This window comes from Caballeronia sp. PC1 (genome assembly GCF_021353155.1).
Classification (GTDB): domain Bacteria; phylum Pseudomonadota; class Gammaproteobacteria; order Burkholderiales; family Burkholderiaceae; genus Caballeronia; species Caballeronia cordobensis.
In genome coordinates this window covers 1,525,235-1,545,868 of the sequence record NZ_JAJUBH010000002.1, presented here as the reverse complement: position 1 = coordinate 1,545,868, position 20,634 = coordinate 1,525,235, and the positions used below count along the sequence as shown (strand labels likewise).

16 protein-coding genes and 2 pseudogenes are annotated in these 20,634 nt (G+C 64.4%); 12 read left to right on the top strand and 6 right to left on the bottom strand.

The window, feature by feature from the left end; all coding sequences use genetic code 11:
• The first annotated feature begins 26 nt into the window (after positions 1-26).
• Complete coding sequence (locus tag LY284_RS23120) at positions 27-977, top strand: choline ABC transporter substrate-binding protein (protein WP_233388089.1); 951 nt, start codon at positions 27-29, stop codon at positions 975-977.
• A 6-nt stretch (positions 978-983) separates the two neighbouring features.
• Here the strand turns inward: LY284_RS23120 and LY284_RS23115 are convergent, their stop codons facing one another.
• Entirely contained in the window at positions 984-2,300 is a 1,317-nt protein-coding gene (locus tag LY284_RS23115; RefSeq protein ID WP_233388088.1) for a hypothetical protein, read from the bottom strand.
• Positions 2,301-2,669: 369 nt separating this feature from the next.
• On the opposite strand from LY284_RS23115, the gene LY284_RS23110 reads away from it, so the two are divergent.
• Positions 2,670-3,830, top strand: coding sequence for a porin (locus LY284_RS23110; protein ID WP_014251486.1), 1,161 nt, complete (start codon positions 2,670-2,672; stop codon positions 3,828-3,830).
• Here the strand turns inward: LY284_RS23110 and LY284_RS39305 are convergent.
• Entirely contained in the window at positions 3,827-4,132 is a 306-nt protein-coding gene (locus LY284_RS39305) for a helix-turn-helix domain-containing protein (RefSeq protein WP_375294294.1), read from the bottom strand. The two genes, LY284_RS23110 and LY284_RS39305, sit on opposite strands and share 4 nt — an antisense overlap.
• Positions 4,133-4,210: 78 nt before the next feature.
• Here LY284_RS39305 and LY284_RS39300 point away from each other — a divergent pair.
• Positions 4,211-4,333: pseudogene (locus LY284_RS39300) on the top strand (hypothetical protein); the annotation flags it as partial.
• Here LY284_RS39300 and LY284_RS39295 read toward each other — a convergent pair.
• Positions 4,301-4,804: pseudogene (locus LY284_RS39295) on the bottom strand (AraC family transcriptional regulator); the annotation flags it as partial. The pseudogenes LY284_RS39300 and LY284_RS39295 overlap by 33 nt on opposite strands.
• 240 nt (positions 4,805-5,044) lie before the next feature.
• On the opposite strand from LY284_RS39295, the gene LY284_RS23100 reads away from it, so the two are divergent.
• From LY284_RS23100 to LY284_RS23085, 4 genes are all read left to right on the top strand, one after another.
• Positions 5,045-5,998, top strand: a complete 954-nt coding sequence (locus tag LY284_RS23100; protein WP_233388086.1) for a choline ABC transporter substrate-binding protein — start codon at positions 5,045-5,047, stop codon at positions 5,996-5,998.
• 655 nt (positions 5,999-6,653) lie between these two features.
• The gene (locus LY284_RS23095) at positions 6,654-7,583 is read left to right on the top strand and encodes a 3-keto-5-aminohexanoate cleavage protein (RefSeq protein WP_233388085.1); all 930 of its coding nucleotides are present in this window, start codon (positions 6,654-6,656) and stop codon (positions 7,581-7,583) included.
• 20 nt (positions 7,584-7,603) lie between these two features.
• Complete coding sequence (locus tag LY284_RS23090; RefSeq protein WP_233388084.1) at positions 7,604-8,551, top strand: L-carnitine dehydrogenase; 948 nt, start codon at positions 7,604-7,606, stop codon at positions 8,549-8,551.
• A 10-nt stretch (positions 8,552-8,561) separates the two neighbouring features.
• Positions 8,562-9,050, top strand: a complete 489-nt coding sequence (locus LY284_RS23085; protein WP_045455295.1) for a thioesterase family protein — start codon at positions 8,562-8,564, stop codon at positions 9,048-9,050.
• Here the strand turns inward: LY284_RS23085 and LY284_RS23080 are convergent.
• A complete protein-coding gene (locus LY284_RS23080; protein ID WP_233388083.1) occupies positions 8,993-11,227 on the bottom strand; it encodes a cation-translocating P-type ATPase in 2,235 nt (744 codons plus the stop codon). The two genes, LY284_RS23085 and LY284_RS23080, sit on opposite strands and share 58 nt — an antisense overlap.
• A 130-nt stretch (positions 11,228-11,357) precedes the next feature.
• Entirely contained in the window at positions 11,358-12,008 is a 651-nt protein-coding gene (locus LY284_RS23075; protein WP_233388082.1) for an FMN-binding negative transcriptional regulator, read from the bottom strand.
• A 334-nt stretch (positions 12,009-12,342) separates the two neighbouring features.
• On the opposite strand from LY284_RS23075, the gene LY284_RS23070 reads away from it, so the two are divergent.
• From LY284_RS23070 to LY284_RS23060, 3 genes are all read left to right on the top strand, one after another.
• Positions 12,343-13,803 carry a DUF1254 domain-containing protein gene (locus LY284_RS23070; RefSeq protein ID WP_233388081.1) on the top strand — a complete coding sequence of 487 codons (1,461 nt, stop codon included), beginning with the start codon at positions 12,343-12,345 and terminating at the stop codon, positions 13,801-13,803.
• A 181-nt stretch (positions 13,804-13,984) separates the two neighbouring features.
• Positions 13,985-17,656 (top strand): DUF748 domain-containing protein, encoded by a 3,672-nt coding sequence (locus LY284_RS23065; RefSeq protein WP_233388080.1) that lies wholly within the window; start codon positions 13,985-13,987, stop codon positions 17,654-17,656.
• A gap of 92 nt (positions 17,657-17,748) precedes the next feature.
• Positions 17,749-18,186 (top strand): DUF29 domain-containing protein, encoded by a 438-nt coding sequence (locus LY284_RS23060; RefSeq protein ID WP_233388422.1) that lies wholly within the window; start codon positions 17,749-17,751, stop codon positions 18,184-18,186.
• Between the two features lie 28 nt (positions 18,187-18,214).
• Here the strand turns inward: LY284_RS23060 and LY284_RS23055 are convergent, their stop codons facing one another.
• The gene (locus tag LY284_RS23055) at positions 18,215-19,786 is read right to left on the bottom strand and encodes a DHA2 family efflux MFS transporter permease subunit (RefSeq protein WP_233388079.1); all 1,572 of its coding nucleotides are present in this window, start codon (positions 19,784-19,786) and stop codon (positions 18,215-18,217) included.
• A gap of 217 nt (positions 19,787-20,003) precedes the next feature.
• Between LY284_RS23055 and LY284_RS23050 the strand changes: the two genes are divergently transcribed.
• Positions 20,004-20,291, top strand: coding sequence for an AbrB/MazE/SpoVT family DNA-binding domain-containing protein (locus LY284_RS23050; protein ID WP_233388078.1), 288 nt, complete (start codon positions 20,004-20,006; stop codon positions 20,289-20,291).
• Positions 20,288-20,626 (top strand): type II toxin-antitoxin system PemK/MazF family toxin, encoded by a 339-nt coding sequence (locus tag LY284_RS23045; RefSeq protein ID WP_053569660.1) that lies wholly within the window; start codon positions 20,288-20,290, stop codon positions 20,624-20,626. The genes LY284_RS23050 and LY284_RS23045 overlap by 4 nt, the downstream gene beginning before the upstream one ends.
• Positions 20,627-20,634: the final 8 nt, after the last annotated feature.

Sequence of the window (20,634 nt, the reverse complement as noted above, 5' to 3'; positions counted from 1 at the left end):
CACCCCACATCCGACAGGAACGCACCATGAAAAAGGGCTTCATCCATGTGCTCTTCGCTGCCGCGCTCAGTTTCGGCGCGGCCACTCACGCGCTCGCCGCCGAGCCGCCATCGTGCACGCAGGTGCGCATGGCGGGGCCTGGGTGGACCGATATCGACGCGACGAACGCAATGAGCGGCATCGTGCTGAAGGCGCTCGGCTACAAGCAGAATATCGCGAACCTGTCGGTGCCGATCACGTATCAGGGCATGAAGAAAGGGCAGATCGACGTCTTTCTAGGCAACTGGATGCCCGCGCAGGCGCCGCTCGTGAAGCCGTTCTTCGATGAGAAATCGATCGGCGTGGTGCGGCCGAATCTGTCGAACGCGAAGTTCACGCTCGCGGTGCCGGAGTACGTGGCGGCGGCCGGCGTGCATTCGTTCGCGGACCTGGCGAAGAACGCCGACAAGTTCGATAACCGCATCTATGGCATCGAGCCGGGCGCGCCCGCGAATCAGAACATCAAGCGCATGGTCGATGACAAGGCGTTCGGCCTCGGCGACTGGAAGCTCGTCGAATCGAGCGAAACCGCGATGCTCACGCAAGTGGATCGCGCCGTGCGCGACAAGAAATGGATCGTGTTTCTGGCGTGGGAACCGCACGTCATGAACACGAAGTTCAAGCTTGCCTATCTCGATGGCGGCGACAAGTACTTCGGCCCGAACTACGGCGGCGCGACGGTCAACACGGTGGCGCGCAGCGGCTACGAACAGCAATGCCCGAACGTGGGCCGGCTGTTCAGGCAGATGACGTTCAACGTCGATCTGGAGAACGGCGTCATTACCGAAGTGCTGGAGAAGAAGACGAATGTCGACGCCGCTGCCACGGACGCGCTGAAGCGTCATCCGGAACTGCTGAAATCGTGGCTCGACGGCGTGACCACGGCGAGCGGCGGCAACGGGCTGGAAGCCGTTCAGACCGCGCTCGGCGTGAAGTAGCGAAGCTCAGCCGCGTTGTATGCTGGCGCGGTCCTGTGCGGCCATCAGCGCGGCGCGCAGTGGCGACTGGATCGCGACGAAATGCACCATCAGGCTATCGGCTTGCTGGAAGTACCACGGCGTGTTGATCGTCATGCAGTCGAGGCCGTGTTCGAGTTTCCAGCCGAGCCGATCCGTCAGCAGATTGGCGATGATGGTCTGATCGCCGCCGTTCGCATACGTGCTCGATTTGTCAGGCGCGGCGCTCACATGCGCATGAATCTCGTCGACGAATGCAAGGGTCGCGGGCTTGCGGCGAAAGCCGAGCACGCCTGCGTTGATGACCCACGGACCGATGTCGTGCGCAACGAAGATGTCGCGCGAGGCGAGCAGCGGTTCGAGCGGCTTCTTCTGGTCGAAGAAGAGGATGTCCGCATCGATCCAGATCGCCCACTCATGCTCGGGCAGATGCTTGCGCAGGAACCACGGCTTGAGCCACGTTCCTGACGTGTCCGGCCCGACTTCGGCGGGCGTGTGCCGATAGACGTGAAGCGTATAGCCGTGGCGTTCGCAATAGCGGCGCATGTTCAGTTCGGCGATGGCGCCATACGCGCGCACGTTCGGCGTGTAGTACGTGACGAGCGCGATGGGCTTGCCGGGGTTGTAGACGCTGTATCCCTCGCTGGGGACAGCGGTCTGCGCCGGGAACTGGAAGAGCGGCATGCCCTTTTGCTGCCAGTCGTTGATGTGTTCCGCGAGCGCGTTGCGAAAGCCCGCTGGAATGAAGCCATAGTTGGCCTCTTCGCCGAGCACGATGGTCCAGAGATTGGAGATTTTCGCCCAGACGGGATCGTAACGCGGACCGCAATGCATCGTTGCCATGACGCCGCCACGCTCGCCGTGTGCTTCGATGTAATCGAGCGAGGCGAGCAGATCGACTTCGCTGGTGCGCGCTTTGCCGAGCTTGCATCGATCGATGTAGTGAACGATGAGATTGCGCACTTCCACCGTGTTGCGCCAGATCTGCACGGCGTTCTGACGCTGTTCCGCCGGGCCGGAGACGGCCATGAGCGCATGCTGGCGCCCCTCGGCAATCGGCTCGACGGGCTGCATGTTGAGCACGATGCAGTCTTTGCTCATGCAGACGAGTAAGGCCATGTCGGGCATGCGGCGCAGGTGATGCAGGATCGCTTCGTACTTGAGCAGCAGTCGCTGTGAACTGCATCGCATGCCGGTCATCGAGACCATGGCGTGCTCGTAACCCATGCGGGACGCGTAGTGCTGGTGATTGACGAGGACGTCGGGTGCGTCGTCTTGGAAGAGGCTCAGGCAGCGTGTGGTCATGTCGTTCGGATCGAAAGATCGGCTTTCGGTGATGTGGCTTTTTTACAGATTCGGAAGTATCCGGAACGACGACCGGTGCGGCTATCGGGCATGTCTGAAATAGAAGAAGTTCGAATACCCGATGAGCGCTTGCCTGTGAAGTAGTCGCAACTAGACAGATTTGCGTCGCAATCGGTCGAGCCGCGACATATATGGAACCTTATTTTTGAGTATGCCGACGCGGCCTCCGGGCGCGTCGCGCACAGTTCGAACGCTGTCTTCGGCAGTTCCCGCAAGTGTCATCGCGATAGGCCTTCGCGCGCCCCCGCGTGAGGCAGGGCATCGCTTTTTCCAACGCAATATCGATCAAGACGAGCAAAGGACGAGCACATGAGAAGAACACTTGCCGCGGGACATGCCGCGAAGATCGCAGGCCTCGCGTTCACAGCGGGCGCGGCGAGCCTGCCGATGGCGGCGCATGCACAGAGCAGCGTGACGCTCTACGGCATTCTCGATGCGGGCGTGACCTGGGTCAGCAATACGGGCGGCTCGCACGTCGTGAAGTTCGACGACGGCATTTCCTACGGCAACCGCATCGGCTTTCGCGGCGTCGAAGATTTAGGCGGCGGCCTGCAGGCCGTGTTCGTGCTCGAATCCGGCTTTCATCTCGGCAACGGCCAGTATGCATTCGGCGGCGCGGAGTTCGGCCGGCAGGCGTACGTGGGCCTGAAGAATCAGTGGGGCACGCTGTCGCTCGGCAATCAGCTCGACATGACCGAGGAGTTCGTCTATCTCTACAACATCTCCGCGTGGGCGAGCGGCTATGCGATTCACCAGGGCGACTTCGACCGCATGAACGGCGATCGTCTGCCGAACTCGGTCAAGTTCCTGTCGAACGATTTCGGCGGCTTCACCTTCGGCGGCATGTATTCGTTCGGGAATCAGGCGGGCAATTTCCATCGCAACAGTGCGTGGAGCGTGGGCGCGCACTACACGGCGAGCACCTTCAACCTCGGTGCGGCGTACACGCAGTTGAACAACCCCAACGGCATCTACGCATTCGATCCTTACGCGATGATCGGCGCGCGCACTTTCCTCGGCCAGCCGACCGTATCCGTCGATCCGGCGACGGGCGCGGTCACCGATCTCTACAGCGCGAACTCGTTTCCTGTCGACAAGCAGGGCGCGTTCGCGATCGGCGCGGCATGGACCATCGGCAAGCTCATGCTGTCGGGCAATTTCACGTACACGACCATCAAGGGTCTCGGACAGACGTCGCACATGCAGGTGTACGAAGGCGGCGCGTCGTATAGCTTCATGCCCGACCTGAGCCTGTACGGTGGCTATCAGCACACGCGCTTCGAAGGCAATCACTGGAATCAGGGTTCGCTCGGGCTGCACTATCTGCTCTCGAAGCGCACCGATGTCTATATCTCCGGCGATTATCTGCGCGCATCCGGTCCGATCGACGCGGTCATCGGCTATAGCTTCACGCCCTCGTCGTCGAATACGCAGGCCGATGTGCGCGTCGGCATGCGGCATTCCTTCTAGGCGGCAGCGAGCCCCGCGGGGCCGACGGCGCGCAATGCGCTGCGGTCCTGCCGCGGGCTCGTATTGAAGCGCGCGCGGTACGTGCGCGAAAAGTGCGACGGCGATTCGAAGCCGCACGCGACGCATACCGCGAGAATCGACATGTCCGTTTGCTGAAGCAGCTCGCGCGCGCGTATCAGGCGCAGGCCGAGATAGAAATGCGTCGGCGTATCCTTCAACGCCGAGCAGAAAAGCCGTTCCAGCTGACGCCGCGTCACGCCGATCGATTCCGCGAGCGCATCCGGCGACAACGGTTCCTCCATGTGCTCCTCCATCCGCTCGATCACCTGAATCAGCTTGCGATTGTGGATGCCATAGCGCGCCGCGATCTGTAGCCGCTGATGATCCGAGCGCTGCCGGATGCGTCCCAGCACGAACTGCTCCGACACTTGCGCGGCGAGGCTCGCGCCATGCTCGCGCGCGATCACGTCGAGCATCAGATCGATCGATGCCGTGCCGCCCGCGCACGTGATGCGCCGCGTATCGATCTCGAAGAGCTCCTGACTCGTCGCGATGGCCGGATAGCGTTCCGCGAACGCCGCGGCCGCTTCCCAGTGCAGCGTGGCGCGCTTGCCCGCAAGGAGGCCCGCTTCCGCGAGAATGAAGCTGCCGGTGTCGATGCCGCCGAGCGTCGCGCCCGTGCGATCGAGCCGCCTGAGCCAGTCGCCGATCGCGCGCGTATAGCGCGAAAGCGGCTCGAAGCCCGATACGACGAACACGGTGCGCGCCTCGCTCACGCTGTCGAACGCGCCTTCCGCATTGAGCGAGATGCCGTTGCTCGCGACGACCGGGCCGCCATCGACGGACAGAATATGCCAGCGATACAGCTCGCCCGCGAAGCGATTGGCGACGCGCAGCGGCTCGATCGCGGACATGAATCCGATGGACGAGAACTCGGGCAGCAACAGGAAGTGGAAATCGTGCGGAGCGGGCATCGGATCGATCGATAGAGGCGGGTCGCGACGAGCGGGGCGTCCACGCTATCAAGTGCAAAAAGCAGGCGCAATCCGGCGCGCCCCGAGGGACCGGCGTATGACATCACCGTAGCGGGCAGGTCGCAAGCAGTCAAGTCGCGGTCGCAAGCGGTCGTTCGGGCGCTTTTATGCGGCGTTACTTTCTACTCACGCCGGCAATCGAACCGGCACATCGATTCAACCCTCACCGGAAGCCACGACATGAGACATCGCCTGATTTCGAACCTGGTCCTTGCCGGCGCCTGTGCTGCCGCATTTGCTGCGACGCAGTTCGCGCATGCGGAGGACGCGAGCTGCCGCACGGTGCGCTTCGTGGACATCGGCTGGACCGACATTACCTCGACGACGGCGCTCGCCTCGGTCGTGTTCGAGGGGCTGGGTTATGCGCCGCGCACGACGGTGGCGTCGGTGCCGATTTCGCTGGCGGGGTTGAAGAGCAAGCAGATCGACGTATCGCTCGGATACTGGTGGCCGGTGCAGCAGAAGGCGGTGGAGCCGTTCCTCGAACAGAAGAGCATCCAGAAGCTGGAACCGCCGAATCTGTCGGGCGCGAAGGCGACGCTTGCCGTGCCGAGCTATGCGTACGACGCGGGCATCAAGACCTTCGCGGATATCGCGAAGCATCGCGATGAGCTGGGCGGCACGATCTATGGCATCGAGCCTGGCAGCAGCGCGAACGCGAAGATTCAGAAGATGATCGACAACAATCAGTTCGGGCTGGGCGGATTCAAGCTGGTTGAATCGAGCGAAGCGGGGATGCTGGTGACGGTCGGGCGTGCGGTGCGGGAGAAGAAGCCTGTGGTGTTTCTCGGCTGGGAGCCGCATCCGATGAACATTCAGATGAAGATCAATTATCTGGCTGGCGGGGATGAGGTGTTTGGGCCGAATTACGGCGAAGCGCGGGTTTATACGTTGACCAATACGGATTTTCTGACGCGGTGTCCGAATGCGGGGAAGTTTGTTTCCAATCTTCGGTTTACGACCGATCTCGAGAATCGGTTGATGCAGCCTGTCATGAATAAGGAGCGGCCTCAGGAGGCGGCTAAGGCCTATCTCAAGCAGCATCCGCAGGTGTTGGATGCTTGGTTGGCGGGGGTTAAAACTGTTGATGGGAAGGATGGATTACCGGCGGTTCGGCAGTATTTGGGGCTTTGATTTTTTTGTTTTCGTGGAACTTGTTTTCTCGTTGGTTTATTAGCACTGCCCCTCCCCGGGGCGGGGGTAACTTTCTTTGCTGCTGCAAAGAAAGTCACCAAAGAAAGCAGCTTTGTCACCGCCCGCGGTCACACGTAGTTTGGCCACTTTTCTCCTCGGGGAACGGCCCTCGCCTAAAGAGTGTTCACAGGACTAATCGGGCGTGGATCGCGCACGGTCTGACAAACCATAACTTTTAGTGCGCTGGTTCAGCACGAAATAGCTTCGGCACAGCGCTGCGCGCTGCCGCCGGGTATGCCGGGGAAACCCACGCAGACCCGATTGACCCATCGGCCGCGAAGCGGGCCGGAGCTTGAAATGGCTGTACCAAGAAATTAAGTGGCGCGATGTGACGGACCGTGCGCGATCCAAGCCCGATTGGGCCTATGGGGGCACTCTTTAGGCGAGTGCCACCTTGGAGGAGAAGAGTGGCCAAACTGCGTGTGACTGCGGGCGGTGAGAAAGCTGCTTTCTTTGGTGACTTTCTTTGCAGCAGCAAAGAAAGTTACCCCCGCCCCGGGGAGGGGCAGTGCTAATAGACCGACACGAAATCAGGATTCAAAGACACAAAACAAAAGCAAAAAACACAGTAACCCTAACCATCAAAGAGAACACCATGAACTACGAAGTAATAGTAACCTGCGCAGTAACCGGCGCCGGCGACACCACCGGCAAACACCCCGCAGTCCCCGTAACCCCGAAACAAATAGCCGAAGCCGCAATAGAAGCGGCCCGAGCGGGCGCAACCGTCGCCCACTGCCACGTCCGCGATCCCAAGACAGGCAGAGGCAGCCGCGACCCCGCGCTCTACAGAGAAGTGGTAGACCGCATCCGCTCATCCGACACGGACGTGATCATCAACCTCACCGCCGGCATGGGCGGCGACCTGGAAATCGGCCCGGGCGAAGACCCGATGCGCTTCGGCAAAGGCACCGACCTCGTCGGCGGCCTCACGCGTCTCGCCCACGTCGAAGAACTGCTGCCCGAAATCTGCACGCTCGACTGCGGCACGCTCAACTTCGGCGATGGCGACTACATCTACGTCTCCACGCCCGCGCAGTTGAGAGCCGGCGCGAAACGCATCCAGGAACTCGGCGTAAAGCCCGAACTGGAAATCTTCGACACGGGCCATTTGTGGTTCGCGAACCAACTGCTGAAAGAAGGCCTGCTCGATAACCCGCCGCTCTTTCAGCTCTGCATGGGCATTCCGTGGGGCGCGCCGCCCGACACCGGCACGATGAAAGCCATGGTCGACAACCTGCCGCCGGGCGCGCACTGGGCCGGCTTCGGCATCGGCCGCATGCAAATGCCGATGGTTGCGCAAGCGATGCTGCTCGGCGGTCACGTGCGCGTCGGCCTCGAAGACAACCTGTGGCTCGACCGCGGCGTGCATGCGACCAACGGCGCGCTCGTGCAGCGCGCGGTCGAAATCATCGAACGTCTTGGCGCACGCGCACTCACGCCCGCCGAAGGACGCAAGAAGCTCGGCCTGCCGCCGCGCGGCGAGCGACGCCTCGAAAAGCGCACGATCGAACAATTCGCCTGAACTCGAAAGGACATCACGACATGCAAGTCAAGCAATTCGCCGCGCTCGGCGCGGGTGTGATCGGCAGCGGCTGGGTGGCGCGCGCGCTCGGCGCAGGTCTCGACGTCACGGCGTGGGACCCCGCGCCCAACGCTGGCGCGCAACTGCGCGCGAACGTCGCGAATGCGTGGCCCGCGCTCGAACGCGTCGGGCTCGCGAAAGGCGCATCGCAGGACAGACTGCGGATCGTCGCGACCGTCGAGGAATGCGTCGAGCATGCCGATTTCATCCAGGAAAGCGCGCCCGAACGCGAAGAACTGAAGCTCGCGCTGCACGAGCGCGTGAGCCGCGCGGCCAAGCCGGATGCGATCATCGCATCGTCGACGTCGGGCCTTCTGCCGACCGATTTCTACGCGCGCGCCGTGAATCCGCAACGCTGCGTCGTCGGGCATCCGTTCAATCCGGTGTATCTGCTGCCGCTCGTCGAAGTGCTCGGCGGCGAGCAGACTTCGGCGGAAGCGATCGATTCCGCGATCGGTTTCTATGCGTCCATCGGCATGCGGCCGTTGCGCGTCAGGAAGGAAGTGCCGGGCTTCATCGCCGACCGGCTGCTCGAAGCGCTGTGGCGCGAGGCGCTGCATCTCGTGAACGACGGCGTCGCCACGACCGGCGAAATCGACGACGCTATTCGCTACGGCGCGGGCATCCGCTGGTCGTTCATGGGCAGCTTCCTCACCTACACGCTGGCGGGCGGCGAGGCGGGCATGCGACACTTCATGCAGCAGTTCGGCCCCGCGCTCGAATTGCCGTGGACCCGGCTCGCCGCGCCAACGCTCACCGACGCGCTCATCGACCGCGTGGTGGACGGCACGTCGAAGCAGACCAACGGGCGCGGCATCAAGGAACTGGAGCGTTATCGCGACGACTGCATCGCGAGCGTGATCGAAGCGATCGCGCAAGCGAAGGCACGCCACGGCATCGAAGACTGAGGAAACGACGATGATCTATCGCGACACGGTCAAACCCGAATGGGTCGACTACAACGGCCACTTGCGCGACGCGTTCTACATGCTGATCTACAGCCTCGCGACCGATGCGTTCATGGACCGCATCGGTCTCGACGACGCCGGCCGCCGCGCGCGAGCGCGCACGCTCTACACGCTCGAAGCGCACATCGGCTATCTGCGCGAGATCAAGGAGGGCGCGGCCGTGCGCGTCGAGGTGCGTGTGATCGCGCACGACAAAAAGCGCGTGCATCTCTACATGGAGATGTTCGAGGGCGATGAGGGCAATGAGGGCGAGCCGGTCTCGGCATGCGAGCAGATGATGCTGCACATCGATTCGAGCGGCGCGCCGAAGTCCGCATCGTTCGATGAAGACATCGCCGCGCGCATCGCCGCCGAGCCGCGCGTCGCCGCGAAAGACGCGCGTTACGCGGGCCGCGTGATCGGCTTGCCGGCGCGCGCTTCGACGGCCGCGCCGGCCTGAGCGCGCCAGGTCCGCAACAGGAGCGCGTTGGTCACGACGCTCACGCTCGAAAACGCCATCGCCGCGCCCGCGAACATCGGATCGAGCATGCCGAACGCCGCGAGCGGAATGCCGATCAGGTTGTAGACGAACGCCCAGAAAAGATTCTGCTGAATCTTGCGATACGTGCGCCGCGAAATGTCGATCGCGTCCGCGACGAGCGCCGGGTCGCCGCGCATCAGCGTGATGCCGGCCGCTTCGATCGCCACGTCCGTGCCGCTCGCCATCGCGATGCCGATATCGGCGGCGGCGAGCGCGGGCGCGTCGTTGATGCCGTCGCCGGCCATCGCCACGACGCCCCTGTTTTTCAGGCTGGCGACGACGCGCGCCTTGTCGTCGGGCAGCGTTTGCGCGAACACGAGTTCCGGCGCGATGCCGAGCGCGCGCGCGACGGCCTGCGCGCTGCCCGCGTTGTCGCCGGTGACGAGCGCGCTCGCGACGCCCATGCCCGCAAGCCGTTCGATGGCGGCGCGCGCGGTGGGCTTGACGGTATCGCCGAAGGCAAAAAGCGCGAGCACGCCGGCGTCGAGATCGATCAGCCAGGAAATCGTGTTGCCTTGCGCTTCGAGTTCGTGCGCGCGGGCGGCGAGCGTCGATGGCACGTCGAAGTGCAATTCCGCGAGCCAGCGCGCACTGCCGATCGCGATGCGCCTTTCCCCCACCTTCGCCTCCACGCCGCGCCCGGCGACCGCGCGCGCCGCGCTCGCGTCGAGCCGCGCGACATCGCTTGCCGCTGAAACGACGGCCTTCGCCAGCGGATGCTCGCTCATGCGCTGCACGGCGGCGGCGAGCGCGAGCGCCGCATCGCGATCCTGACCCGGCGCGGCCTCGAACGCGACGAGGCTCGGGCGGCCGGCGGTCAGCGTGCCGGTTTTGTCGAACGCGACGATCTTGATGGCGTGCGCCTGCTCCAGCGCCTGCGCGTCCTTGATCAGAATGCCCTGGCGCGCCGCGACGCCCGTGCCCGCCATGATCGCGGTCGGCGTCGCGAGCCCGAGCGCGCAGGGGCACGCGATCACGAGCACCGCGACCGCGTTCAGAAGCGCGGTTTCGGCATCCGCGCCGTGCAGCAGCCAGCCGCCGAGCGTGACGAGCGCGATCGCCAGAATCGCCGGCACGAACACCGCCGACACGCGATCGACGAGCCGCTGGATCGGCGCTTTTTCCGCCTGCGCCGATTCGACCAGCCGGATGATGCGCGCGAGCGTCGTTTCCGCGCCGATCGCCGTGGTTTCGATCGCGATCACGCCTTCGCCGTTGATCGAACCGCCGGTCGTGCGCGCGCCCGGCTCTTTCGCGACGGGCAGGCTTTCGCCGGTGATCAGCGATTCGTCGATATGCGTGCGGCCCTCGCGCACGATGCCGTCGACCGGCACGCGCTCGCCCGGCCGCACGATGGCGATATCGCCGATGCGCACGTCCGCGAGCGCGACTTCGCGTTCCCGCGCCGGGTCGTCGCGGTCGCGCACGCGCGCCTTGTCCGGACGCAGCGCGTTGAGCGCGCGGATCGCGTCGGTGGTCTGCCGTTTCGCGCGCGCTTCGAGCCATTTGCCAAAGCGCACGAGCGTGATGACGACCGCCGACGCCTCGAAGAACAAATGCTCCGTCATGCCGCCGTGCGCGGCCATCTGCCAGACGGACAAGCCCCACGCCGCCGACGTGCCCAGCGCGACGAGCAGATCCATGTTGCCCGCGAACGCCCGCACCGCGCGCCAGCCGCCGACATAAAAACGCGCGCCGAAGCCGAACTGCACGACGCTCGCGAGCGCGAGCTGGAGCCACGGATTCAGCGCGAGGCCGAACATCGGCGCGAGCAGCGGCAGCGTGACGAGCGCGCAGACGACCACGGCGATCAACTCGCGGTCGAACGTCTGCGGTTCCACGGAAACAGGCGCCTCGGGCAGAATCGGCGCGGCTTCGTAGCCCGCTTTGGCGACGGCGGCGACGAGCTGATCGTCGGTGACGGCGGCGCTCGCGTGCACGGTCGCCTTTTCGGTCGCGAGGTTGACCGCGACGCTTTCGACGCCCGGCACGCGCTTGAGCACTTTCTCGACGCGCGCGACGCACGACGCGCACGTCATGCCGCTGACGGCGAACTCGGCAGTTCTGGGATGTTCGGACGATGTGGCTGTGGACATGGTGAAACGCTCCGGTCTGGCCGGGAACGCGCGAAAAGGGCAGCGCGCGAATCCCTCACGAGACCAGTATCGACCTTCCAATGATTGGAAGGTCAAGGGCGGCGTGCATCGCGTCGTGCGATGTCGAAATTCAGTCGCGCGGCGCGCCGTTCATGGCGCCGGCCATTGCGTCGGCGAGGGCGTCGGCCGCGTCGCCGCCGCGCTGGCGCAGGCCTTTCACGGCCCCCGCGCGATCGGCGTCCGCCTTGTTCTGCGAGAGCTTCGCCTTGCCGACGAGCCGCGTCACCTCGATTTCGATGCCGACGATCGCGCTCAACATCTGATCGATGTAATCGCGCGGCGCGTCGCCCATTTTCCACGGCGCGGGCTCTCCCGCTTCCATCTTGCGCGTGAGCCGCGCGACGACGCCGCGCACGTACGCTTCGTCGTCGCGAATCACGATGCGGCCGTGCGCATGCACGACGAGATAGTTCCAGGTTGGCACCTGACGATGCGCTTCCTGCTTGCTCGGATAGAAATTCGGCGAAATGTAGCCGTGCTCGCCCTGGAAGATCACGAGCACCTCGTCGCCGCGCGCGACTTCGCGCCACACGGGATTCGCCCGCGCAACGTGCGCCCGCAGCGTGCCCTGCGCGCCCGCGGCGGCATCGAACTCGAAAGGCACATGGTTTGCGTCGAGCCCGGCGGCGCCGTGCGTGACGAGCGCGCCGAACGGGTGCGCGGCGATCAGCGCGTGGAGCACTTCCGCGCGGTTTTCTTCGAAATGGGCGGGCAAATACATCGGGCAGACTCGGCGGGGAAATGTTCTGGAATGACAATCGAACACCGATGGTACGCGAGAAGCGCGGGTGGCGCGTCATGCGTGCTTTCGGCGGGCGTTTGGTGCATGCTTCGAAACGCTCCGCTGTTTTATTCGCATCGGTACGTCATTTGCCTTGCCTTTTTCTTGCCTATAGGCAGCGGATAAGTTAAAACCCGAGTTTCGAAAGAGCGCTCGTGGCGCGCCGCGCGGGGCTGGACGCGGCGATCGACAGCAGGCGGGCGCGTCCCCGAAAAAATCGCGTGCCGAATTGCGCGCGGACTCAAATCGATAGAAGAACCGGATTTCCATTCGAATGAAGAACAACCGACGCTGGACGTTTCCGCATCACGCCGCCCTCTGGATGAGCGTGAGCCTCGCCGGAATCGCGGTCCTCTCCGGCTGTGCGACCAAAGCACCCGAGCTGAAACCGGCCAGCGCCGGCTGGGTGAAAAACCAGGTCGCGGATGCCTACACGTTCGGCTTTCCGCTCGTCGCCACCGATATCGCGCGCGAGCGGGCGAGCGGCGGGCAGTCCGGCCAGGCGCCGCTCAACACCTTCCGCCACGCGAGCGCGCTGCCGCCGGCCGGCGCAAGCGGCTCGCCGAGCGTCGATACGCTCGATTCCACCGCATGGCTCGACGTATCGGCCGATCCCGTCGTCGTTTCCTTGCCCGCCGCGCCGCGCGGCCGCTATCTCGACGCCCGCGCGTTCGATGCCTGGACCAACGCACTCTATTCCAGCGCCGACACGACACCGTATCCGAAGATGCAACTGATCGCGTTCGTGCCCGCGGGCTGGACCGGCACGCTGCCGCCGAACGCGACGCGCGTGGAGACACGCACGCGCTACGTATGGCTCTCGGTGCGCGTGCGCGTGAACGGCCCGCGCGACGTGCGCGAGGCGCGCAAGCTGCAAACCTTGATGCGCATCGACACCCTCACTCCCGCGAAGGGTTCCGTGTCCGACCCGACACCCGCTGTCGCCGGCGCGTGGCCCCCGAGCGGCGCGAAGCAGCCCGCGGTGCCGCCGCTGTCCGGCGCGCTCGCGGCGGCCACGCCGGGCGCGCAGGCCGAAGCGCTCGATGCGAACGCGTTCTTCGCGCGCCTCGCCCGCTCGCTCGACGACAATCCCGCCGCCACCGACGACGCCCACGCGATGAGCCAGCTCGCCGATCTCGGCGTGAAGCCGGGCGAGCCGGTGCAATTCCGGAAGACCGACGCGCCGCTGCTCGCATCCGGCCTCACCGATGCGCACGAGCGGCTCGCCACGACGCCGCCGAACGCGATCACGAAGAACGGCTGGACCTGGTTCGGCGATGGCGTCGGCGTCTACGGCACGGACTACACGCTGCGTGCCTATCTCGCGCGCCGGCAGGTCGCGACGAGCACGAAGGAAGGCGAGGTGAAGCCCGTCGCGCGCGTGGACGACGAAGGCCACGCGCTCAACGGCGCGAACCAGTACACGCTGCATTTCGCGCCCGACCAGCTTCCGCCGGTGCGCGGCTTCTGGACCATCACCGCCTACACGAAGGACGGCGCGCTCACGGACGCGTCGAAGCTGCCGCGCCTGTCGATCTCGGATCGCGATCGCTTCAGGAAGAATCGCGATGGTTCCATCGACGTGATCGTGTCGGCGAAACCGCCGGGACGCGCGCGCGACGCCAACTGGCTGCCCGCGCCCGAAGGCGAATTCCAGATCGCGATGCGTCTCTACGCACCCAAGCCGCAGGCAAGCGATGGTTCGTGGGCGCCGCCGCCCGTCGAGCGTCAGTAAAGCGATCGAAAGAACGCGATAGAAAGATACGAAGGCCGCGATTTTTTCGCGGCCTTCGTGCTTTTCATGCAGCGTTCGGCCAACGTTTGCGCGTCGCATCGTCGTATACTCGAAGCTCATCTTTCCCGGGACGGCGAAGCTCGGGCGGCGCTCATACGGGCGGCTCGTCGCCACGCATCGAATGTCAAGCATCACCAAGTCTTCTCTCGCCTCCGCCGGTCAAACACTGCGCGGCGTCGTGCACGCGCGCCGCACGCGGCGCATCTTCATCGGCTTGCTGATTGCGATATTGGTGATCGGCGCGCTCGGCTTCTTCGTCGCGCCGCCGGTTATCCGCCATATCGCCGAGCAACAGCTTGCGAAGCTGCTCGACCGGCCCGTGTCGATCCGGCGCATTTCGCTCAATCCCTATACGCTCGATGCCGAAGCCGATGGCGTGCATATCGGCGAATCGCCCGCGAATCTCGCGAGCGCGCCGGGCAGTGCGGCCGATTTCATCGATGTGTCGCGGCTCGTCGTGCGCACCTCGTGGGCGTCCGTCTTCAGGCTCGCGCCGGTCGTCAACGAGCTGAAGATCGATTCGCCGCGCGTCAACATCGTGCGCTTCGATGGCGAGCGCTTCAATTTCTCCGATCTCATCGCGAAGTTCGCGAAACCGTCGCCTGCGCCGTCGGAGAAGCCCGCGCGCTTTTCGGTATCGAACATTCGGCTCGAGAACGGCCAGATCACGTTCGATGACAGGCTTCTGAAGGCGCAGCACGTGATCGACCGCTTCGCGCTCGGCATTCCGTTCATCGCAACGCTGCCTTCCGCCACCGATATCTTCGTGACGCCATTGTTGCAGGCGCGCATCGACGGCTCGCCGCTCGTCGTGAAGGGGCGCACGAAGCCGTTCTCGGCGTCGCGCGAGTCGGAAGTCGCGCTGTCGCTCGACGGGCTCGACGTGCCGAAGATCGCGTCCTATGCGCCGGCCTCGGTGCCCGTCGCGGTGAAGAGCGGCAAGCTCTCGACGGATCTCAACGTGAGCTTCGCCATTGCCGGCGATACGCCGACGATCCGCATTACAGGCGCGGCCGATCTCGCCGATCTCGCCGTCACCGACAAGGCGGACGCGCCGCTCGTCGCCGCGCGCGCGCTGCACGTGAAGATTGCCGACGCGCAGCCGTTGCGCGATATCTGGCATCTCGACGAAGTCACGCTCGCGGGGCCGAACGTGCGCCTCGTGCGCGATTCGGCCGGTCTGCTGAACGTGCAGAAGCTGGCCGGTCCCGAGCCGAAAGCCCACGAAGCGAAACCCGCCGCGAAAGACACGCCGCCTTTGGACCTCGCGATCCGCCATCTCGCCATCAGCGACGGCACGATCGGGCTCGACGATCAATTGCTCAAGTCGCGCGTGCAAGGCGCGCTCACCGGATTCGCCGTGACGCTCGACGGCTTCTCGACGCTGTCGAAGACGCCCGCGCGCTACACATTGAAAACGGCGTTCGACAAAGGCGGCGCGCTCGATGCATCGGGCAACGTGACGCTCGCCGCGAAAACCGCCGATGTGAAGCTCGCGCTCGATGCGCTCGCGCTGCCGCCGCTGCAACCGTATCTCGCGAACGTAATGGCCGCGCGCGTGACGGGCGGCACGCTGGGCGCGAAGCTGCCCGTGTCCGTCGACTGGAGCAAGGCCGATGGCGGCGTGCAGGTCGGCGCGGGCGATGTGACGCTCGACGCGCTGACGCTCGTGCCGAATTCGGGCGGCGGCGCGCCGGTCAAGCTGGCGTCGGCGGTGGCGAAGATCGGCAAGGTCGATGTCTCCGCGCGGCAGGCGGCGCTCGACAGCGTGCAACTGCGCGGGCTCGCGCTCGACGCGACGCGCCGCAAGGACGGCAGCATCGATCTCGCCGCGCTCGCGGGGCCGCACGAGGCCGCGCCCGAGCAGACCGCGGCGCACAAGATCCAGAAGGCGCAGGCAGCGGGGCCGGCGTGGCGTTACCGGATCGGCCAGATTTCGCTCGATGGCGCATCGGCCAATATCACCGACGAAACGCCGGCGCGGCCGGTCAAGCTGCGCGTCGCGCCGCTTTCGGTGAACGTGAAGCAATTCAGCGACGACCTGACCAAGCCGCTCGCCGTGGACGGCACGCTCACGCTCAACGGCAAGGGCGCGCTCGCGATCGGCGGCAACGTCACGGTGACGCCGCTCAAGCTTGCGTTGCACGTGAAGGGCGATCAGGTCGATGCCTCCGCGTTCGAGCCGTATTTCGGCGACAAGCTCAACGTCGATGTGCAGAGCGCGTATGTCAACGCGAACGGCGAAGTCGCGATGTCGGGCAGCGGCAAGACGCTCGCGGCCACCTACAAGGGCGACGTCTCCCTCACCGACGTGCGCATGATCGACAAGCTGACCAACGACCGCTTCGCGGGCTGGAAGCTGCTCGGCCTCACCAATGTGAAGGTGAATTACGGCGAGCGCGGCACGGATGTCGATGCCGCGCGCGTGACCTTCGCTAACTTCTACGGCCGCGTGCTGCTCGATTCGCAGGGCAGGCTGAACCTGAAGGGCGTGGTCGCGGACGAGGGCGGCACCACGCAGCCGGTCACGAAGGAAAAGACGAAAGCCGCGGCGCCCGCGCCCGCTTCCGCGCCGGCGCAGACCGCGGAGAAGTCGGGGCCGCCGCTCAACATGCGTTTCGGGCAGCTCGTGCTGCAAAACGGCCGCGTGAGCTACACCGACAACTTCATCAAGCCGAACTACACGGCGAATCTCGTCGCGATCAACGGCACGATCGGGGCGTTCGGCACGCATTCGACCACGCCCGCGCCCGTGGATGTCACCGCGAAACTGGCGGCGAACGGCCCGGTGTCGATCAAGGGGCAGGTCAATCCGCTGATCGACAAGCCCGCGCTCGATCTCACCGCGAGCGCGCACGGCGTCGAACTGACGAACCTCACGCCGTATTCGTCGAAATACGCGGGCTATCCGATCACGAAGGGCAAGCTCAACGTCGATCTTCACTACATGCTCGCGGACAACAAGCTCACGGCGAACAATCATCTGTTCATCGATCAGTTGACGTTCGGCGATCGCGTCGACAACCCGACGGCGACAAAGCTCCCGGTGCGGCTCGCGGTGTCGCTGCTCAAGAACTCGCGCGGCGAAATCGACGTGAACATTCCGATTTCCGGCTCGCTCGACAATCCGGAATTTTCGATCGGCGGGCTCGTGTGGCAGGCTATCGTGAACCTCGTGCAGAAGGCGGTGACTGCGCCGTTCACCCTGCTCGCGCATGCGTTCGGCGGCGGCGGCGAGGATCTGAACTACGTCGAATTCGACGCGGGCTCGGCCAGCCTGAACGACGCCGCGCAGAAGAAGCTCGAGACCATCGCGAAGGCGCTGGCGGACAAACCGTCCGTGCGCGTGGACGTGACAGGCCGCGTCGATCCGAAGACGGACGAGCCCGCATTGCGCGCCGCATGGGTGGAGAGCCAGGTCAAGCGCGCGAAGGTGCGCGACATGGCGAACAACGGCGAGAACGTGGACTGGAATGCGATCAAGATATCGGATGCCGACTACGACAAATATCTGACGAAGGTGTACAAGTCGTCGGACTTCAAGAAGCCGACCAATTTCATCGGCATGACGAAGGGGCTGCCCGACGCCGACATGAAGGCCGCGCTGACCAGGAATGCGCCGGTGAATGAAGACGCCTTGCGCGATCTGGCGCAGCGCCGCGCGCAGGCGGTGCAGGAGTATTTCGACGGCAAGATCGACAGCGCGCGCGTTTTCGTCGTCGCGCCGAAGATGAGCGCCGACGATATCAAGGACAAGGGCGCGGGTTCGCGCGTCGAACTGGGATTGAAGTGAGCGGCGCTGGCCGTTTGGACGACTGAATGACCAAGGAAACGAAAACTAATATCGGCGATACCGACAATCCGAAGGAAGACGGGAATCAGCCGATGGGAACACCTTATGAGAAGGACGTGGTGGCGTGGGCCGAAGAACAGGCCGCGCTGCTGCGAGCAGGGAAGCTTGCGTCCATCGATATCGAGCATATCGCAGAGGAAATCGAGGACGTGGGGAAGAGCGAACAAAGAGATTTTGCGAGCAGGATGGCGGTGTTGCTTGCACACTTGTTGAAATGGCAATGGCAGCCGGACCGGCGTGGGGCGAGTTGGGAAACGACGATTCGCGTACAGCGCGCGGCAATCGAGCGTCGTTTGAAGAAAACGCCAAGTCTGAAACCGATGCTGGACGATGACGACTGGATCAGCGATATGTGGGGCGACGCGCGGCAGCAAGCGGCAAAGGAAATGAATGTCGGTATGGCCATCCTGCCGGAAAACTGTCCCTGGTCAATGACCGACTCGTTGTCGGACGAGTTCCTTCCAGGTTAGTCAGCGCGCGAGCCACCCGGCTCGCGCCTCAATGCGCCCCCGAAGCCGCCCCACCGCCGCCACCCTTCGCCACCTTCGTAATCCAGATCAGCGGAATGATCAAAATGAAGATCACCGCCGAAATCAGGAAGATATCGTTCAGTCCCATCATCGCGGCTTGCGAATTGACGGTGAAATTGAACATGCCGCGCGCTTGCGCTTCGCTGATATCGAGCGTCGATCGCGAAAGGCCGAGCGATTGCACGAACGCCGGGTTGTAGATGTTCGCCTGCTCGGTCAGCCGTTCATGATGCAACGCGATCCGGTTATCCCACGCATTACCGGCGAGCGACGTGCCCACCGCGCCGCAGAAAACGCGCGCGAAGTTCGATAAGCCCGCCGCCGCGGGAATCTTCGAAGGCGGCAGGCCCGAGAGCACGATCGCGGTGAGCGGCACGAAGAACATCGCCATCGGGATGCCTTGCAGAAGCGTCGGCAGCACGAGATGCCACGTGTCGATCTCGATCACATACTTCGAGCGCAGCCAGAACACGAACGCAAAGCCGACGAACGCCATCGTCGCAATGATGCGCGCGTCGCTGCGCGGCAGGACCTTGCCCATCACCGGCGCAAGAATCACCGCAAAAATGCCGAGCGGCGCGGTGACGAGCCCGGCATCGACGGAACGGTAGTTCAAGTACTGCTGCATCCATTGCGGCAACAGCACGAGATTGCCGAAGAACACGCCGTAGGCGACGGAAATGGCCACCGTGCCGCCGAAGAAATTGCGCCCGGCGAAGAGCCGCAAATCGACCACGGGATTCGGGTCCGTCAATTCCCACACGACGAAGAACGCGAATGAGATCGCCGCGACGATCGCCAGCACGACGATCAGCGGCGACGAGAACCAGTCGAGATCGCGTCCCTTGTCGAGCATGATCTGCAGCGACGCGACCCACGACACCAGCAGCACCAGGCCGACGACGTCGATCGGCGCCTTGCGCGTCGGCGATTCGCGCTCGCGGTAAATGAGCCACGTCACGCCCGCCGCGAACAGGCCCACCGGAATGTTGATGTAGAAGATCCACGACCACGAATAGCTGTCCGTGATCCAGCCGCCGAGCGCGGGACCGGCGATCGGGCCGACGGTCGCGGTCATCGCCCAGAGGGAGAGCGCCATCGACGCCTTCTCTTTCGGATAGGAGCCGAGCAGGATCGCCTGCGACAGCGGAATCAGCGGCCCGGCGACCGCGCCCTGCAGCACGCGCGCGAACAGCAGCACCGGCAGACTGGGCGCGAGCCCGCATAGCCACGACGACAGCACGAACATCAGGATCGCGCCGACGAAGAGGCGGATCTGACCGAGCCGCTGCGTGAGCCAGCCGGTCAGCGGAATCGAGACGGCATTCGACGCCGCGAACACCGTGATGACCCATGTGCCCTCGTTGACGGATACGCCGAGATTGCCGGAGATCGTCGGAATCGCGACATTGGCGATCGACGAATCCAGCACGTTCATGAAGGTCGCGAGCGCCACCGCGAAGGTGGCGAGGACGAGTTGACCGCCTTTGAGCGGCGGCGGGGGTGCGGCGGCGGGCGTGGGCGTCCTCGGCGTGCTCATGCGGATTCCGTGCTCGGGGCCGCTGCATCGCGACTCACGCGCGCGGCCGGTTCAGATCAAACCGCCAGTGTGCCCGTGCTCGTGAAAAGCTGCTTGGCCCAACGGCAGAGGGCATCCTTTTGGCACGCTTCAGGGCGTGTATCGACGCGTTGACACATGGACAGTTCTGGCGATACTATCTCTGTATCAACACGTATCTACGCCATCCGGGGGCATCATGCCAAGACAAGTCTTAAAGCGTTGGGGCAATAGCCTTGCCGTGCGCATTCCTGCGAATATTGCCAGCGAGCTTTCTTTAGAGGAGGGGCAGGAAGTGCATGTGGAAGTCATCGACGGCTGCGTCAGCGTGCGGCCACATCGGGCGATTCGGCGCTTTTCGCGCGAACGCCTCGTTCAACAATTCCGCGACGGCAAAATCGAACGTCACGAGGAGATCGATTTCGGCGCCCCCGTGGGAGACGAGTGGGGCGGCCCGGAAGATCCGACGCGCGAGGACTTGCAATGAAGCGCGGCATTCCGGATGCGGGCGACGTCGTGCGTTTGCACGTCGGTCCATCGAAAGGCAACGAGCAGAACGGATATCGCGCGGTGCTGGTTATTTCCGACGTCGTGATGAACGAGATCACCGGCCGTTTCACCGGCTTGCCGATCACCTCGACCATCCGCGGATGGGAAACCGAAGTGCCGGTCAGCAGTCTGGAGCGGCCCGGCGTCGCGCTGATCGATCAGATTCGAACGTGGAGCCACGTCCATCGCGAAGTCGCGTTTCGCGGCGAGACGGTCACGGACGACGAACTCGATGCCGCAAAATACGCGATCCGCGCTTTCCTGCAATTGTGACGCGCGGC